The sequence below is a fragment of the Gordonia asplenii genome (assembly GCF_012933505.1).
In the GTDB taxonomy this organism is placed as follows: Bacteria; Actinomycetota; Actinomycetes; order Mycobacteriales; family Mycobacteriaceae; genus Gordonia; species Gordonia asplenii.
Map to the genome: position 1 here is coordinate 1 of NZ_JABBNB010000008.1, position 17,180 is coordinate 17,180.

Below are 17,180 nucleotides of genomic sequence, written 5' to 3' on the forward strand. Positions count from 1 at the left end.
ACGGGGGTGCGCCGAAGCTCGCAAGCTCACTTCGGCACTCGGGGAGCGGGGGATGTTCGTGCGATCGCGCGGGAGCAGGAGGCATGTTCGTGCGGCGGTTCGGGGCGTGGTGTCATGTCCGCGCGGCCTCGGTGCCACTGTTCGCTAGTGTGGACGTGATTTCAGACTCTGCCCAGCCGGCGCGAGTACCGTTGTCCGAGTGAGTTTCAGTCCTTTCCGCCCCGCGGTCTTCGGTTCAGCGAAGCGCGCTGTCGGTCACCTCGTGCGCCCGTATCCGGCCGACGCCGTCCCCGCGGGAACAATGGTCGAGCTCGCAGGCCGCGGTTCGACCTTCGTGACCGACACCGGACAGCGCGATGCCCCCGCGGTGTTTCTGCTGCATTCGGTCCTGACTACCGGACTGTTGTGTTGGTACCCGACCATTCCCGCGCTCAATGAGCGGTATCGCGTGATCACTCTCGATGCGCGATGGCACGGCCGCGGAATCCGTTCGAATGACTTCCACCTGACCGATTGCGCCGACGACGTCGTCGCACTCGCCGACGTTCTCGGTATCGAAACATTCACTGCTGCAGGATTTTCCATGGGTGGTGGCATCGCCCAGTTGGCGTGGCGCCAGCATCCCGACCGAGTCCGCGGCCTGGTGCTGTGTTCTACCGGTCCGTTCTTCTCGACGAGTAAGCCCGAGCATCGCGCAACGGCGCACCGCAGTGGGCGGCTGCTAACCGCCGCTGAGCGACTCTTGCCGCAACCGTCAGCGGCCAAACTCGACGACACAGGCGTCCACACCGCGATATGGGGTATGCGCCAGTTCTTCTCGACGCCGCTGGCCGAGATGGCCCGATTCGGCGATGGCTTGGGCGAATTCGATTCGCGCAGCTGGATCGGGGAGATCGACGTCCCGACGTCGGTGGTCGTCTCAACCCATGACAAGGTGGTCGAACCGGAGCGTCAAGAATTGCTGGTGGACGGAATTCCAAATGCGCAGCGCTTCGATGTCGCAGGCGGTCACGCATGCTGCGTGATCGGCGCGGAGCGTTTCGTGCCGAAGATGGTTCAGGCCGTCGATGCGGTGAATCAAGTTGTGGCGGTAGGCGATTCCGAGGGCACTATCAAATCGTCGCACTGACCGTCAGTGCTCGGCGCAAAGGAGCACACCCTAGATCTGAGCGCCCTTCGCCAGATTGCACCGTCGGCAAAGGATCTGAAGATTGCCGATGCTTGTCGCACCGCCGCGGCTCAGCGGGATCACATGGTCGTACTCGAGATAGCTGTCATCGCCGCACTGAGCGCATCTGCCGCCATCGCGCCGCCACACTTCACTCTTGACGTGCTGAGGGATGCTTCGGGTATCTCGTCGGCCTGGGTCGAGAACAAGGCGCTTCGCGCGTCGCAGTGCGCCCTCCACGACCGCGGCGACATAATCGGAGTTGCGAACCTCGTAGATTCCGCCTCCTCGTGCTGTCGTCGCTTGTATGACGACGGTGGAGTATTCAGATCTGGCCCCAACGATCTTTGTCCACGACATCTCAGTTCCCGCCGACGGCCCGACGAATCGAACCTTCTTGTTCGATACGAGCAACCGGCCGGAATCGCGGCGGGGACCGCTTTGGAGGTGCCTAACGCGCTGAGCCGGCACCGCAAGGTACAGCAATTCATCGGAGTCCAAATGAATATCTGATTCGCGGGCTGTCGGCAATTCGCCAGCTCTCACCTTTGTCATTTCGCGTCCGCGGTGCATCCGGTCGATCAAGCTGGACAGCTGCGGACTAGCGGTGAGATTGAGATCGTGAACCGTAGCTTCGAAGTCAGTCAATTCGGTTTCTTCGATTTCTCCGTCCGCAAACGCGAATGCCACGACTTGCTCGAGATGTCCGAGCGCGGCGCTTCGTGCCGCATCTTGGCCCACGCTGTCTGGAATACGTTCGAATCTCAACTCAAGCCACAGATCTTCCCAGCGCTGACCACGCGGGCCGTCGCTGGTGAGTACGTCCATGACCCGAAGCCGCCAACCAGCGAGGAACTGAGCGATCTGCCCTTCGCAGTAGCGGCACGGATGCGTCCCGCTCGCGAAGCGACGCGAGCGAAGATGCTGGCCGCATCGGCTGCAGAGACCAGGCCCATCGGGGATTGCGCGAGTGTGTTCGGTCCATCGAAATGCATCCCACCAGCGCAAGATCCGTGGGTCGTTGTTGTCGACATACCAACCGGCCTCGAACGCGCTCGTCGACGTCGGTTGTGTCATTGTGGCCGGCACGGGCCCCGATGCCGTGGGGACGGCACTTCCTCGCGCCGGTTCCGGTGCGTCGTCGATTGTGACGCCGAAACTGGTCGCGAGTCCCGCCAGGCCGGATTCCCAACCCTGCCCCACCGCGCGGAACTTCCAGGAAGTACCTCGGCGGTAGACCTCGCCGACCATCAATGCGGTGATCGTTGCCGGCCAGGAATCCTCGAATTTGGCGACGACCACGCCATTCTGTTCAACAGACGCTTGAAATAGCGCGCCATTCGCAACAGCCGAATCAGAGGACAGGCAGAGAACGATGCGGTCGATTTCCTGCTCGACGTGATGACAATTGATCTCGACAAGAGCGTCCGTTCCTATCACGCCGATACCAACGCTCCCCGAGGGATGTCGCGGAGCGTTGTAGAAAACGAAATCGGAATCGGATCGGACGCGGTCGTTGGCTGCGACAAGTAGCGCCTGGCCGTCGACCGCCGTCGACGCCCCTCCGCAACTCAATCGAACAATTGTTTGTGCGGGAGCGATCTCGATGTTTGCGCCCTGGGTCAATGTCCGCGGTTGAACCATCATGACGCAGGTGTCGCGTTCGCCTCACTCACATCGTCGGTTATAGCGCTCGTGTCGGAATGCCGTGCCTCGATTGGGCGAATTAGTACGTTCGGACCACTTGTGCGCGGCAACCGCCGACTTGAGGCATGAGCGACGTGATCATCGCCCTCCCACCCTCACTCATTCATACTCACGATCTGAATAAGGTTTCCGCAGGTGTCGTCGAGGGTGATGGCTGTGGTGGGGCCCATGTTGGCTGGTTCGCCGAGGACGCGGACGCCGTTCTCGATCAATTCGGGGTAGATCGCCGTGACGTCGTCGACCATGAACGATGTGCATGGAATGCCGTCCTCCACCAGGGCGTTCTGATATGCCGTCGCCGCCGGATGCCCGTTGGGTTCCAGCAGTAGTTCGACGCCGTCGGGCGCGTCCGGGCTCACGACGGTCAGCCAACGCGCCGCCCCGAGGGGGATGTCTCGCTTGACGATGAACCCCAATTTCTCGGTGTAGAAGGCCAGGGCTTTCGCTTGGTCGTCGACGAAGACGCTGGTGACGTAGATGCGTGGCTGCATGGTTCTGCTCCGATCATTCGGTGGGCCACCGCGTAGCGATGGCCTTCAGGGGTGTGGTGTCGACGGTGTGCACCTTGGTCCGTCCGACGCGGCGCGAATGTACGAGCCCGGCCTCTTCGAGGACCGTCAGATGCTGCGAAATCGCTTGTCTGGTAGCGCTATTCGAGTGCCTGGTGACCAGTCGGGTGCAGATGTCGAACAGGGTCAGGTCGTTCTGTGCGACCAACTCGTCCAAGATCTGCCGGCGCGTGGCGTCGGAGATGGCTCGGTAGACATCGGACACGAAACAGAGAATAGGCAAGTAGATGCTTGCCTGTCAATGTGAGATCAGGTCACGATGCCGAACTGCTTGATCTTGCGGTAGATGGTCGCGCGCGAGATGCCGAGGGCATCTGCGGCGGCTTTCTTGTTGAAGTCGTTCTCGGTCAGCACGCGCACGATCGCGTCGCGTTCCAATGCCTCGATCTGCGAAAGCGTATGTCGCCCAAAGGTTCTGCACACCGCTGGCAGGCCTTCGACCTCGACGACGCCGGAGCGCTGGCGCTGGACCAACGACGTGAGTACTCGACGCAGCTGCCCGACATTACCCGGCCACCCGTACTTGGACAGTTGCCGCATGGCAGCGGCCGACAAGTGCAGATCATCGCTTCTGGTCAACTGGCGCAACATGAGCGGGACGATTTCGGCGAGGTCTTCGATGCGGAACCGCAGCGCCGGAATGGTGACCGTCCGCGCGAACAACGGCAGAATCATCGCATCGATGGTGGTGTCGACGCTGTTGTTCGACACGGTCACCCCCACCCAGCCGTCGTCGATGTGATCGCTCAACAGCACCGACAACGCCTCCAACGTGGCGGGCGTCAGCGCGTCGATCTCCCGCACGATCACGCTGAACCCGTCCCGGTCGAGTTCGGCCTCCAACTCGCTCAACCCGGCCTCACCCTGCAGGTCCATCGGCCCGAAGGTTCGCACATATCCCGAACGACGTTGTTCCGCAGCGGCTTTGAGTGCGGCGCAGCGGCCCGACCCGTTCTCGCCTGCGGCCGCCACCCACTCGCCGGACTGCAGTGACCGACGCAGCTCGGCGCACGCGAGTCGCCACGACGAACTGCGCCCCGCCAGTCCGGGGAGCGCGCCCGACTCCAACGCGGGCGCGCTCACGCCGGCACTTCCGTCGTCGACGACGTGTACCGAGAACAGTGCCATCGGATGATCGAGGTGATTGCCCTCCAAGCGACTCAGACGCATGGTGCGTCCGCTCGGCATCACCTCGACGATCGACTGCGACGCCCCGGGTAGCGATCGCGACGCCCCGCGCAGTGAATCGGCGGCGTGCTCGAGCAGTGCCGCCTGGTCGATCGAGTCGATCGATCGCCGCATCAGCTCGTTCGTCATGACGATGTCGTCGCCGATGGCGAGAATCATCCGGCCCGGATGTCGGCGGCACGACGCCAGATATGCGTTGAGCAGCGCGGCGTGGTTGACGCCGCTCAGTTCGACGAGCCGGTCTTCGATCTGCTTGGCCGCCGACATCGCCAGCGTCATCATCAGACCGCCGCCCTGCTCCACCCAGCCGGTGAGATCGAGTGCGCCCGCCAACGTTCCGGTGACCGGGTTGAAGATCGGGACTCCGGCGCAGGCCAGATTCACCAGTGACTGCCGATAGTGTTCCGCGCCGACGACGAGCGTCGGCTTGCGCGTCTCGAGTGTCGTACCGATGCCGTTGGTACCGACGTATTCCTCGGAGTAGCTGAATCCGGGTGCGAGGTTGACCTGGTCGAGGTCGTTGGTGAGTGTGTTGGTCGCGGTGGCCCGGCTGAGCACCACGCCGTCGTCGGAGGTGAGGATCACGCTGATCGGATCGTCGGCCAGACCGTCGGCCAGCCGCCGCATGATCGGGCGGGCGGCCTCGACCAGCGGGGAGTCGAGGTCGGGCTCACGGACGAACGGCAGCTCGTAGCGCTCGACGGCGATGTCGAGGGCTTTGGATCGACGCCACGACAGCGAGATCGATTCGCGGACGTCGCCGATCAATTCGTGGTCGCACAGAAATCGTTCACGGACGGTGCTCAAGTCGGGCTGGCTCATAGGCGCACTCATTTCGGGCAGTGGGTCGGGGCTGGCGACCGCTCTTCATCAACCCTACGACCGATGCGCGTGACACATGTCTCATCTTGAGACGCCGCAGGTCAACGCGAAATATCACAGTCCACGACCGGGATTGAGAATATTGTGCGGATCGAACGCCGCCTTGATCCGCCGCATCACGTCGAGCTCGGCGGCGCAGACCATCGACGGCAGATGCTCGCTCTTGAGGCAACCCACCCCGTGCTCGCCGGTGAGACTGCCGCCGAGCGCGATACAGCGCCCCACCATCGCGTCGAATGCCTGCCGGGCTAGCTCGCGCGACGCGGCGTCGGCGGCGTCGAAAATGATCGTCGGGTGCAGATTGCCATCCCCGAGGTGGCCGAACGTCGCGATTCGGACCCCGTAGCGAACTGCGATGGCGTCGATGTCGCGCAACATCCGCGGCAGTTGCGTGATCGGGACGGCGAGGTCGTCGAGCAGGGTGTCACCGCAGCGTTCCAGGGCCGGCAGCGCCATCCGTCGGGCCTGCATGAGCGCCTCGCCGTCGGCGGCGTCCGACGTCGCGAACACCTCGCTGGCGGTGTGGGCACACAGCGATCGACAGACCAGCGATTGCGCGGGCGAATCGGCCCCGTCGTACTGGATGAGCAGCAGGGCTCCGGAGGCGTCGACGCGTCCGGGCACCGGTGTGGATCAACCTGGATCCACCGATAGCACGGCGCGCTAAGTGGGTGCTGATTAACGCCGAATCGTCCCTTCCCGCTGGTTGAGCCGGGTCTTACAGCTAGCGGAGTCCCGTGTCGAAACCTCGCAATACGGCGACGCCGACGCATCCAAACACTTTGCGACAGTATGTAATTCGTCTCGCTGGGTTTCGACACGGGCGCGTCTCGCTTCGCTCGTCGGGCCCGGCTCAACCAGCGGGGAGGGTGCCGCCACGCCGCATCAATCAGCACCCTCCTAACGCTCCTCGCGGCTCAACCGGCGGAAGGGGGCCTGCCGTCGGTGAGTCCAGGATCAACCAGTCGCGCGTCGACGTCGATGTGCACGATGCGGTTCAGCCGCTCGGTGCTCAATACGATGCACCCGTCGAGTGCATTGGCACCGCCGGACAAGCCGGTCCCCGCACCGCGTGTCACAACGGGAATGCGTTGTGCATGAGCGGTTTTCATCGTCGCGATCACATCGTCGACCGAGCGTGCCCGCACGAGTACCAGTGGATTGCCGCACGGGGTCAGCTGCGACTGGTCGCGCCGGTAGGCGGCGACGATGTCGGGGTCGTCGACGACGGCGGCCCCTAGCCCGGCGCGCAGACCGTCGATGACCAACTCGGTGCGTGGCGCCGTCGGCCGGCTCAGACAGGAGGGGGTGTCGAGTGCGGTCAACTCAACCGATCTCCAGCTCGCCCATCGCCGACCAGCCGTCGCCGTCGATCTCGCGACTGATGATCCGGGGCGTCTGCGTCAACGCCGGGCGCATCGCGGCGAGGCCCTCGGCGAAATGCTTCGCCGACACGTGCGCGGCGCCGGCCTCGGCGTCGGCGAATGCTTCCACGAGGGCGAACTCGTTCGGGTCCTCGACGCTCTGGAACCAATCGAACCAGAGGTTTCCGGGTTCGGCCCTGGTCGCTTCGGTGAACGCGGCGGTGCGCGTCAGCCAGGTGTCGAGGTGGTCGTCGCCGACGTTGAATTTCACGACGATGAAGATCATCGGGCTCCTTGAAGAGAATGGGGCGGACGACCGAGCCATGGGCGTCGGTCGTCCGCGGCGGGGTGAATCAGTAGATGTTCGACGGCCGAACCATGCCTTCGGCGAGGTCGCCGAAGCCGGGTGCCTCGATGGCGCCGGGGTGGGTGAGCACTTCCTCGACGATCGCGGTCTCGGTGGTGATCAGCAGTGCGGCGATCGACGCCGCGCTCTCCAGTGCCGCGCGGGTGACCTTGCAGGGGTCGATGATGCCCTCGTCGAACATGTCGGCGTAGCCGCCGGTGAGGGCGTTGAAGCCGTGACCGTTCGGAAGCCCGGACACCACCTCGATGACGGCGGCGCCCTCGAAGCCCGCGTTCTCCGCGATCCAGCGCAGCGGTTCGTCGAGCGATCGGCGCACCACGGTGACACCGACACCTTCGTCACCGTCGAGCCCGTCGAGCGCTGCCAGCGCCCGATGTGCTTGTGCCAGAGCGGTTCCGCCGCCGGCGAGGATGCCGCCCTCGACGGCGGCCCGCGTCGCCGCGAGGGCGTCCTCGACGCGCAGCATGCGTTCCTTGAGTTCGACGCTGGTGACACCGCCGACGCGGATGACCGCGACCCGTCCGGTGAGCCGGGCGATCCGCAGTTCGAGACTGTCCCGGTCGGCGTCGATGCGGGCCCGGTCGTACTGCGCCTGCAGCTGCGCGACGCGGGCGTCGATCAGCTCTGGGCGGCCCGACGCCCCGACGATGGTGGTGTCGTTCTCGGTAACCGTTACGCGAGAACACTTTCCAAGGTGATCGAGGGTGACCTCGGACAACTCGACGCCGGTGTCCTTGGCGATGACATGCCCGCCGAGTGCGACGGCGAGGTCTTCGAGTTCGGCGACCCGACGATGACCGAAGCCGGGTGCGCGCACGACGACGGATTGGAAGTGGTGATGCATGTTGCCGCCGACGAGGAACTGCAACGCGGGGCCGTCGACATCCTCGGCGAGGACCAGCAGCGGTCGGTCGGCGCGCTTGGCCGACTCCACGGCGGGCATGATGTCCTGTACCGAGGTGATCTTCTTATTGGTAAGCAGCACAACGGGATCGTCCAGAACAGCCTCCATCCGCTCGGGGTCGGTGACCATGTATCCGGAGATGTAGCCGTGGTCGAATTCGATGCCGTCGACGACGTCGACGCTCAGGCCGAGGGTGTCGCTCTCCTCGGTGGTGATCACGCCGGTGGCGCCGGCGTGCTCGACGGCGTCGGCGATCACCGTTCCGATGACGTCGTCGTCGCTGGCCGCCAGGGACGCGATGCGGATAAGGTCGCCACGCCCATTGACTTGTGCCGCTTGTTCTTTCAGCGATTCGAGGACGGTGGTCACGGCCCGCTCGATGCCGCGCCGCACGCGCATCGGGTTGGCGCCCTGCTCCACCGCCCGCAGACCCTCACGCACCATGGCTTGCGCGAGAACCGTTGCGGTGGTGGTGCCGTCGCCGACGACGCCGTTGGTCTTCATGGCGACTTCCTTCACCAACTGGGCGCCCATGTTGGCGAACGGATCACGCAACTGGATCTCGCGGGCGATGGTCACGCCGTCGTTGGTGATCGTCGGCGGTCCGGTCAGCTTCTCCAGCACCGCGTTTCGTCCCTTCGGGCCGAGCGTGACCTTGACGGCGTCGGCGAGAGCGTTGACACCCCGCTCCAGACGCAACCGGGCTTCGGCGTTGTAGCGCAATTCTTTTGCCATGACTGTGGCCTTTCTAGACGGATGAGGGTGGAGTTTGCGGGCCCGACGGATCAGGGGATGAGGATCGCTCGTCCCCGGACTCGTCCGGCGTCGAGATCGGCCAATGCCTTGGCGAAGTCGTCGAGGGGGTATTTCGTGGTGTGCAGCGTGACTTTCCCCTGCGCTGCCAGGGTCATCAGCTCGTTGAGGTCGTTGTAGGACCCGACGAGGTTGCCGATGAAATTGATCTCGGTGGAGATCACGTCGATCGTGGGGACGTCGATGTTCTCGCCGTAGCCGACGACGAAGTAGTTGCCCGCCCGCCGCAGCATTGCGATGCCTTCGGCAGTCGCACCGCCTTCGCCGACGAAGTCGAGGACGGCCTCGGCTCCGTGGCCGCCGGTCAGTTCCAAGATCTGCGCGACCTGCGTGCCGTCAGCGACGATCCCGTGGTGCGCACCGACCTCGACGGCCAGCGCCACGGCGTCGGGATTGCGGTCGACGACCACGATCGTGACACCGGAGATGGCGCTGAGAACCTGAATTCCGATGTGCCCCAAGCCTCCCGCACCGATGATGACGCACACATCACCGGGCCGGGTAACCCGGGCCACCTTGGCGGCGGCGTGGTAGGCGGTCAGCCCGGCGTCGGCGAGGGCGGCGACGTCGGCCGGTTCCAGCGAGTCGTCGAGCTTGACGACGCTGCGCGCGGTGGTCTTGAGGTATTCGGCGTAGCCGCCGTCGGTGTCGATACCGGGAAACTGACTGTTCTCGCAGTGCACGTCGTCGCCCGCGCGGCAAGCACGGCACAGCCCGCAGGTGATCAGGGGGTGCAGGATCACCTTGTCGCCGACGGCCACGTTCGTGACCGCGGAACCGACTTCGTGCACCCAGCCGGCGTTCTCGTGGCCGATCGTATAGGGAAGTGCCACATTGCTTTTCGCCGCCCATTGACCTTCCAGCACATGCAGGTCGGTACGGCACACGCCGGCGCCGCCGATGCGCACGATCACATCGAGCGGGCCGGTGACCAGGGGCTGGGGGATGTCGGCGAGCACCATGTCCTGGTGGTAGCCGACGACCTGTACTGCTTTCATTGCGCTCTCCTAAAGCCGTTGCGCGCGTGGATGATCAGCGTCGCGAATTGGTGATGAGTGGTCCCGCGGTGCCGTCGCAGTCGGCGTCGCCCGCATAGCGGGTCGCCAACAGGCCACGGCAGAAATGCGAATTGCCTTCGATCGAGATGCGGACCGACCGTGCGAATCGAAGCCGCATCGGAACCTGGTCGTCGGGCAGCGCTTTGCCGTGCTCGTCGACCAGGACCCGGCTGTTGGGGCACGCCGACAGTCCCAGCGCAACCCGGCGTCGAAGCAGCGCCACCTTCGCCCGACCCGACGGCAGATCCCGCAGCAACACCTGCCCGACGGTGTCCGGGGTGGCGCCGCCGGCGCCGATCAACGATGTCAGGGACCGCTCCATCGCGGCGGTATGCGCCTTGCGTACGAACATCATTCGCAGCTCGTCGAGACTGTCGAGGGCTTCGACGCCGAACGTCCCACGATAGCCGGCATGCGCGGCGAGGCCCGCGTTGATCTTGTCGCTGTCGTGATGATCGTCGAGCATCACCCGTACCTCGCCGATTGCATCGATGGCTTCCAGCGCGTCGAGTGCGTCCGCCGCCATCAAATACGCGAAATTCGGTGAACAGAACGACGTCGGCAGCCGCAGGTGCACTTCGACGCCGTGCTCGTCGATCGCGATCGAGCGCACGAACTTCAGGTCGGTGATCGGCTCGTCGAGCTCGGGGTCGATCACCGTGTCCAACGCGGCGAGTACTTGTGCCACAAGACGTTCGGCGGCCGAGGTGATCGACGACGCCGGGCGTTCATCGAGTGCGGTCATGGCATGCCCCCTCAGACGCCCGCCGCCACCGACTCGGCGACCCGCAGTCCGGCGGGCACCTCGATGTGCGGGTACAGCGTTGCGGCGTTGAGGCCCAGTATCTTTCGCTTCTGATCGGTGGTCAGCGGCGCGTACTCGGTCATGTCTTCGGGGATCTGGAAGTCGACGAACTTCTCGATCAGCCAGCGCGGTGTCCACAGCGCGTAGTCGGAGGAGAAGAGAATCTTGTCCTCGCCGATCCAGTACATGAGTTCACCGATGATCTGCGCGAAATACCTTGGGCGCGTGTGGATGAACGGAATGGCGACGGCGAGGCCGCCGTACACGTTCGACTCCTGGGTGGCGATCCAGCAGAAGTCCTCCAGCCGCGGCAGTCCGACGTGCTCGACGATGAAGTTCAGGTCGAGGTAGTCGGTGGCCACCTTGTCGATGTCGGCGACGTCGAAGGCGTCGCGGTCGAGCGGGCGGATCGTCGGGCCCTTGTGCACGTGGACGTTGGTGACCCCGAGGTCGGCGCAGGCGTCGAGGTAACGCCGTGACCACGGATCGTCGAGGGTGTAGCCGCGCGAATCCCCATGCCACTCAGCGGTATACAGCTTCACGCCGGTGAAGCCGTGCCGGGCGTGATCGTCGCGCAGCTTGGCCAGGCCGTCCTCGCCGTCGCGGGGATCATAAGCGTAGTTGTGGGTCAGCTTGCCGGGATTGGCGGCGATGAGATCCTCGATCTCGCGGTACTGCGAGAAGCCGTTGACATAGAAGTCGCGCAGGATGGTCGGCTGGAAGATGGCGTGGTCGACGTAGCCGTCGTCGAACAGATCCTTCATCAGGCGCTGCCCGCCGTAATAGGTGTACTCGTCGTAGTCCCAGACCTCGGACTCCGGCGACAGGTTGCGGTGGTAGTCGTAGAAGCAGTCGATGAACTGCTTGCCGTGAATGTTGCGCAGGTTGGATTCGCGGCCGTCCCACAGGTGCACGTGGGAATCGACTATGAAGTACTTCTCGCCGTTCTTCTCATACATTTCGTTGCTTCGCTATCTACTCGAACCAGGTGAAAGGGGCTGTAAGACTGTGTTTTTCGGGGCTGATCGGTTGTCGGTCGGTGCTCAGGTGGTGGAGTCCGCCGGGAACCGCAAGGCAGTACGGTTCCCGGCGGAAGCGGGTGGGCTACGACGTCGCGGTGAGATCGAAGCCGATGAACTCGGCCGCGTCCTCGGGGCTGGCGAAGAGCATGGTGCGGTCGTCGAGGTGCACCATGCGGCCGTAGTGGGTGGAGCTGATCTCCTCGAAGATCGATCCGTCGAAGTCCTGGCCGAGGGCGTCGGTGAGTTCCTCGTAGTCGAAGTCGAGGCGGTTGGTGCCGTCGACGCGGATCATCGACGGGTATTCGGTCAGTGCGACACCGCTTTTGGCGCCCATGACGTCGGCGACGACGCGTCCGATGGGCGTGTTCATCAGCGTGACACCGCACATGTTGGAGAACTCGGTAGCCGAGCCGAATTGCATATTCACTTGTTCAACTCCTCTGGGACGTCGACCTCGATGGACTTCAGGACCTCGGCGAAGCGGGCTTTCGCGGCGTCGAGGCTGGTCGCGAAGGTGACCGTCTTGTCGGCGGGTTGCGACCAGATCGGTTGCAGCGCTTGGGCCGCGCTCAGGCAACGCGGCACCCACTCGGCCATCCAGTCGGCGAACAGCGCCTTGTTCGCGGCGCCGAACTCCTCGTCGCGTGACAGCATCCGGAACAGGTTTCGGGTGTAGGACAGGTCGCGGTCGTAGTCGTGTTCACCGGTGCCGACGATGGTCGGGGTGATGTAGTCGCCGTTGCGGGCGGCGACCTGCATGACGAGGTCGGTCCGGAACAGCGACCCGACGAGTTGCTCGAACACGATGTTGGTGGCGAAGAGCAGCTGGCACCAGTCGCCGATCGAGGTCAGCCGCTCCACCGCTTCCCGGGTGGGCTGCCACTCCGGCGCGCTCTGCCAGACCTCCTTGTGCGCGGCGCCGTCGAAGTCGGCTTCCTCGTCGGAGAGGTCGAGGTTGAACAGGGCGAGATCCTGGGCGAAGCGCATCTTGTGGGCGGCGTTCACCGCGACGGCGGTGTTGATCATATTGGTCGGCCCGGACCGCTGGATCGAGGTGAACACGTGCAGCGCCATACCGTTCTCGGCGTGCATCCACGCGCCGAGGTTGCGCTCGATGAACTTGAGCCACGGGCGATTCCACGAGTCGTAGGCGTGGGCGCGCTTGGCGTTGCTCAGGCACAGCTCCACCTGGTGGACCACCGCGGAGTTGTTGCGGTAGATGGTCTGATCCCATTCCTCGTTGGGGTCGAGGAAGGCGTGCCAATTACTCGACTTCGCCGTGGTCCACTCCTGCGGATAGCCGCCGGGACCGTCGCCGAAGCCGTAGATCCAGCCCTGCGTGAGATGTCGTGCCGGATCGGGCTGCACGTCGACGGTGACGTCTTCGTACATCGTCGAACGCTTCTTGGCCGGTTCGTAATAGCTGTATTTCCTGCTCTTCGAGCTGGGGAATTCCAGTGCGCCGGCTTCCGCATCGGTGAATTCGATGCTTGGAAAGCTGCGCTGTACTGCTGGTGCGGACATACCTTTCGTTCCTGTCGTTACGGCCGCGCCCGCGCGTGAGGGTCCTACACGGCGGTGCGGGCGGGGGAGATGCTCGGCGAGTCGGTGCTAGTCGAATGCCGGGCTGGTGAATTTGTCGTAGAACACCTGATCCTTGGGCACCGATGCGGCGTCGGTGAGCGCGAGCGCCGCGTCGACCATCGGTGGCGGACCGCAGAGATAGACCTCCGTTCGGGCTAGGTTCGGCTCGTTACGCTCGACGATGTCGGTGACCATGCCGTGCTCCACCGAGACACCCGGCGGAAGGTCGTCCGTCGACTCCGAAAGGCATGCGGTGAAAGAGAATTCGGCGATCGAGGCGCCGAGCGCGGCGATCTCGTCGAGGTAGAACAGGTCAGCGGCGGTGCGTGCCCCGTAGTAGAACCGCATCGGTCGATTGAGCCCGGTCTCGCTGGCGTGCCGAAGCAGCGACAACACCGGAGCCATCCCCGCGCCGCCGCCGATCAACACGATCGGCAGCACGTGCCCGTCCTTGATCGTGAATGACCCGTAGGGGCCGGTCAGGGACAGCGGCTGCCCCGGTTGCAGTGTGCTGTCGAGCATTCCGGCGAAGAGCCCGCCCGAGTACTTCTTGATGAGGAACTCGAGTTGTTTGGGGTTCGACGGGGTGGTCGCCAGGGAGAACGACCGTGTGGTGTCGTCGTGCCCGGGGATGTGAATGTCGCAGAACTGGCCGGCCTTGAACTCGAATTCGGTCGGTTCGGTCAGGTCGAGTTTGACCGAGACGATGTCGGCGGTCATCGGTTCGATCGCGGTGATCGTGGTGCGGACGTCCTGGATGGGCGCGCCGCCGAGGAGCTCGTCCTCGTCGAAGTTGAGGAGCTCGATCTCGCAATCGTCGTAAGCGTAAGTGCGGCACAGCAATACGTAGCCCTCGTTAGTCTCGGCCTCGTTGCAGGCGAAGGTCGAGTAGTCGTCCATCTGTACGTCGCCGTCGAGGACCATCGACTTGCACGCCGAGCAGCGGCCTTCCCGGCAGCCGTGCATGAGGTGGATGCCCTGGCGGAAGGCGGCGTCGAGGATCGTTTCGTCCTCGGTCACCTCCATCTCGATGTCGACCGGGACGAAGGTGACGCGGTGGGTGTCGGCCACGGTTTCTCTCCTGTAGTCGAAGGGGACCGGTGGTCGAGTGCGCTTGCGAAAAGGCAAGCGGCACTCGACCATCCGGCTGGCGGCACGCTACGCGTTGGCGTAGTACTCCGCGGCCATCGTGTCGGCTTTGTAGTCGGCGAGATGCTTCTCGCGCTCGGCGTCGGACATCTCGTTGAGCAGGATGTTCGGGCTCTGGAAGGTGATGCCACGCAGATCTGAGAGCTTCCACAGCTTCTTCGGGTCGTCGAGATGCAGATGCGGCTGGCCGATCAACGTCTCGCCGTCGTCACGCACATATCCGAGGTTGCTGATCACGTCGGCGAGGTCGGTGTTGTGGTGCAGCGTCTCCCATTCGCGGAATCCGGTGAGCCGTCCCATATTCGGGGTTTCGCGGCCCTCGTACTCGCCGCGGAAGGCGGTGGTGTCGGTCCAGCGGCAGGTCTCCGAGCAGTAGGTGCGCCACTGGCCGTCGACCTTGTCTTCGACCATGTCCTCGCGGATCAGGCACGGCACCATGCACGTCCAGCAGCGGTGCGGGTACTGGTAGCCGACCTCCTCGAATGCGATCGGCTTGTTGCGGCCCGGGTAGGCGAGACGGTTGTAGTTCTCCCACCACTTACCGAACTTGTTGTACCAACCGGGATATTTGTGCTCGAACCACTCGAAGTCGGTGTCGGTCATGGCGTCGATCCGCCAGTAGTTGACCGGCCAGCCGGTGGCGAAGAAGCGAGCCACCTCGTGCACGTAGTGCTTGTCGACGATGCGCTTCCACGATTCTTCGACGAGATCGTGGGGGATGGTCAGACCGTACTTCTCCAGGGGGAGAAGGTAACTGCGGTAGTAGTCGTCGTAGATCCAGCGGCGCCACATCTCGGCGTAGCTCTCCCGGTCCTTGCGGCGGTCTTTGGTGCCGTACTCGATGAAGGTGCCGATAGCGGCGTCGACGACGCAGTGGTTGTTCCACCACGCGTAGCGCAGATCCCGTTCCAGCAGTGGGCGATTGCGCTCGTCGGCCAGTGCCATCAACAGGATGGAATAGCCGTTGGAGATGTGCCGCGACTCGTCGGACTGCACCGAGTGGAACACCGTGGGCAGCAGGTAGTCGCCGTTGGCTGCCGCCTCGTCGGGCATAGCGACGAAAAGCGTGTTGGTGAAAGCGGTTTCGGCGACGACGGTGAGGTAGATGTTGGCCGCGGTGATGGCGTCGCCAGTGATGAATCCCTCGCCGAACTGCCTGCCGATGGTGCCCGCATAGTTGTTCGCGAACGCCTTCTCGGTGATGTCGAAGCCGGCCGGATCGATGTAGTTGTTCATGTACAGCTTCTTGAGGTTCATCTGGATCGTCGAGTGACGAACCTCGTCGATCATCTGCACCGCGAGACCGTTGTGAATCTCCGGATTCGGCACGGCGTCGATCGCCATCGGCATCGCGCGGGCCGCCGAGATCTCCGGGAACGGAATGATCGAGAGGAACAGCTTCTGCCACTCCAGCCACCGCTCCTGTACCTGACGGAACATGTTGCCGCGAATGGCGCCGTCCATCGCGCCGTAGACGCGATTGTCCTTTTCTTCCTCCATCGGGAAGTAGGACCGCATGATCTGCTTGAGAGGGTCCTTCTTGGGGGCCTTCTCGAAGGTGTAATCGGTGCCGAACCTGGTCGCCGGGGTGGCGAAGGTCGGTTCCCACGACAATTCTGTGATCTTTGCATGGGCCTTGGTAAGGCTTTGCCTGCTCAAAATGCGCCTCCTGTGTCGGAAAGCCGGCCGGGTGCCGGCTCTGGCTGACGTGGTACGAGCCATTCAATGGCTCAGGAGGCGTACTGAGCGTCTCAGTGTGAGACGGAGGTCACAGTGGGGGGTCGGTGTCGGTCCGACCCAGACGCCGTACGCGAAACGACTCTGTTCCCATGCGTAGAAGAGGGCGGGCAAACCGGATCGACCAGACTCACCCACTCCGAGGCAGATCGGGGCCCAGATTCGAACGTGTTAGGGCGCCGTCGGTGAAGAGTCGTGCAAGATCTACGGGCGCGTCGCGCGACGCGATGCGTCAATCGATCCCGATGAGTGCCTTGGTCGCCTGGACGAGACTCGGGTAGTCGCGTTCAGGCGACGCCATCAACAGTGCTTCGGTGTTGAGCCCGTTGAGCAACGCGACCAGTGCGCGGCCGGTGAACGGACTCGCGGCTCCCCCCGGCGCGCGCTGCGCCAACCGATCGAAGAATCCGCGGAATTCGCGCAATTGGGGAAGTAGTGCCTGTTCGAGCGTGGGGTGCCGCGGCACTTCATACTGAATAACCAAGAACATTCGAGCCAGTGACGGTTCGGTTGTCACCAGAGCGATCGACGCGGTCAACACCGCGTCGATCGCTTCTTCGTATCCGTCGGATGCCTCGTCGACTGCGCGGCTCAGTTCACCCAGAACGGCGGTGTACGCCTGTGCGGCTGTCGCGATGAACAGCCCATCTTTGTTAGTGAAGTGGTGGTACAGCGTCGGGGGATTGACCTCGGCGGCGCGGGCGATGTCGTTGACGTTGGCGGCGCTGAATCCGGCTCGGGAGAACTCGCTGCGGGCGGCGAGGAGCAACCGGTCGCGACCGTCGGGTTCAAGCGACTTGCGAGGCCGCCCTCGACGGGGCTGGTTTTCAGCCATTCTCGGTGGGCCTTCCCTTGCCTATTGC

At 64.0% G+C, this 17,180-nt stretch carries 17 protein-coding genes; 1 reads left to right on the forward strand and 16 read right to left on the reverse strand.

Going from position 1 to position 17,180, the window contains the following annotated elements; all coding sequences use genetic code 11:
• The first annotated feature begins 301 nt into the window (after positions 1–301).
• Positions 302–1,129 carry an alpha/beta fold hydrolase gene (locus HH308_RS09265; RefSeq protein ID WP_170194108.1) on the forward strand — a complete coding sequence of 276 codons (828 nt, stop codon included), beginning with the start codon at positions 302–304 and terminating at the stop codon, positions 1,127–1,129.
• A 30-nt stretch (positions 1,130–1,159) separates the two neighbouring features.
• On the opposite strand, the gene HH308_RS09270 is transcribed toward HH308_RS09265, so the two are convergent.
• The 16 genes from HH308_RS09270 to HH308_RS09345 form a co-directional block, all read right to left on the reverse strand.
• Positions 1,160–2,815 carry a TerD family protein gene (locus HH308_RS09270; RefSeq protein ID WP_246284455.1) on the reverse strand — a complete coding sequence of 552 codons (1,656 nt, stop codon included), beginning with the start codon at positions 2,813–2,815 and terminating at the stop codon, positions 1,160–1,162.
• A 155-nt stretch (positions 2,816–2,970) separates the two neighbouring features.
• Positions 2,971–3,366, reverse strand: a complete 396-nt coding sequence (locus HH308_RS09275) for a VOC family protein (RefSeq protein WP_170193918.1) — start codon at positions 3,364–3,366, stop codon at positions 2,971–2,973.
• 13 nt (positions 3,367–3,379) lie between these two features.
• A complete protein-coding gene (locus tag HH308_RS09280) occupies positions 3,380–3,649 on the reverse strand; it encodes an ArsR/SmtB family transcription factor (RefSeq protein ID WP_170193919.1) in 270 nt (89 codons plus the stop codon).
• Between the two features lie 44 nt (positions 3,650–3,693).
• The gene (locus HH308_RS09285; RefSeq protein WP_170193920.1) at positions 3,694–5,454 is read right to left on the reverse strand and encodes a sigma-54-dependent Fis family transcriptional regulator; all 1,761 of its coding nucleotides are present in this window, start codon (positions 5,452–5,454) and stop codon (positions 3,694–3,696) included.
• Between the two features lie 114 nt (positions 5,455–5,568).
• A complete protein-coding gene (locus tag HH308_RS09290; protein WP_170193921.1) occupies positions 5,569–6,138 on the reverse strand; it encodes an FAD-binding oxidoreductase in 570 nt (189 codons plus the stop codon).
• A 293-nt stretch (positions 6,139–6,431) separates the two neighbouring features.
• Positions 6,432–6,839, reverse strand: a complete 408-nt coding sequence (locus HH308_RS09295) for an FAD-binding oxidoreductase (RefSeq protein ID WP_376767201.1) — start codon at positions 6,837–6,839, stop codon at positions 6,432–6,434.
• Between the two features lies 1 nt (position 6,840).
• Positions 6,841–7,164, reverse strand: coding sequence for a putative quinol monooxygenase (locus HH308_RS09300; RefSeq protein ID WP_170193922.1), 324 nt, complete (start codon positions 7,162–7,164; stop codon positions 6,841–6,843).
• A gap of 67 nt (positions 7,165–7,231) precedes the next feature.
• Positions 7,232–8,884, reverse strand: coding sequence for a chaperonin GroEL (gene groL / locus HH308_RS09305; protein WP_170193923.1), 1,653 nt, complete (start codon positions 8,882–8,884; stop codon positions 7,232–7,234).
• Positions 8,885–8,934: 50 nt separating this feature from the next.
• A complete protein-coding gene (locus HH308_RS09310) occupies positions 8,935–9,960 on the reverse strand; it encodes an NAD(P)-dependent alcohol dehydrogenase (protein ID WP_170193924.1) in 1,026 nt (341 codons plus the stop codon).
• A gap of 34 nt (positions 9,961–9,994) precedes the next feature.
• Entirely contained in the window at positions 9,995–10,765 is a 771-nt protein-coding gene (locus tag HH308_RS09315; protein ID WP_170193925.1) for an iron-sulfur cluster assembly protein, read from the reverse strand.
• An 11-nt stretch (positions 10,766–10,776) separates the two neighbouring features.
• Positions 10,777–11,784 (reverse strand): amidohydrolase family protein, encoded by a 1,008-nt coding sequence (locus HH308_RS09320; RefSeq protein WP_170193926.1) that lies wholly within the window; start codon positions 11,782–11,784, stop codon positions 10,777–10,779.
• Positions 11,785–11,929: 145 nt separating this feature from the next.
• The gene (gene mimD / locus HH308_RS09325) at positions 11,930–12,268 is read right to left on the reverse strand and encodes a propane 2-monooxygenase effector subunit MimD (RefSeq protein WP_211188369.1); all 339 of its coding nucleotides are present in this window, start codon (positions 12,266–12,268) and stop codon (positions 11,930–11,932) included.
• A gap of 2 nt (positions 12,269–12,270) precedes the next feature.
• Positions 12,271–13,371 (reverse strand): aromatic/alkene monooxygenase hydroxylase subunit beta, encoded by a 1,101-nt coding sequence (locus HH308_RS09330; RefSeq protein WP_170193928.1) that lies wholly within the window; start codon positions 13,369–13,371, stop codon positions 12,271–12,273.
• An 87-nt stretch (positions 13,372–13,458) separates the two neighbouring features.
• On the reverse strand, positions 13,459–14,502 hold the full coding sequence (locus HH308_RS09335) for a 2Fe-2S iron-sulfur cluster-binding protein (RefSeq protein ID WP_170193929.1): 1,044 nt from the start codon (positions 14,500–14,502) through the stop codon (positions 13,459–13,461).
• Positions 14,503–14,589: 87 nt separating this feature from the next.
• A complete protein-coding gene (locus HH308_RS09340) occupies positions 14,590–16,239 on the reverse strand; it encodes an aromatic/alkene/methane monooxygenase hydroxylase/oxygenase subunit alpha (protein WP_170193930.1) in 1,650 nt (549 codons plus the stop codon).
• 310 nt (positions 16,240–16,549) lie between these two features.
• Positions 16,550–17,152, reverse strand: a complete 603-nt coding sequence (locus HH308_RS09345) for a TetR/AcrR family transcriptional regulator (protein WP_170193931.1) — start codon at positions 17,150–17,152, stop codon at positions 16,550–16,552.
• Between the last annotated feature and the right edge of the window lie 28 nt (positions 17,153–17,180).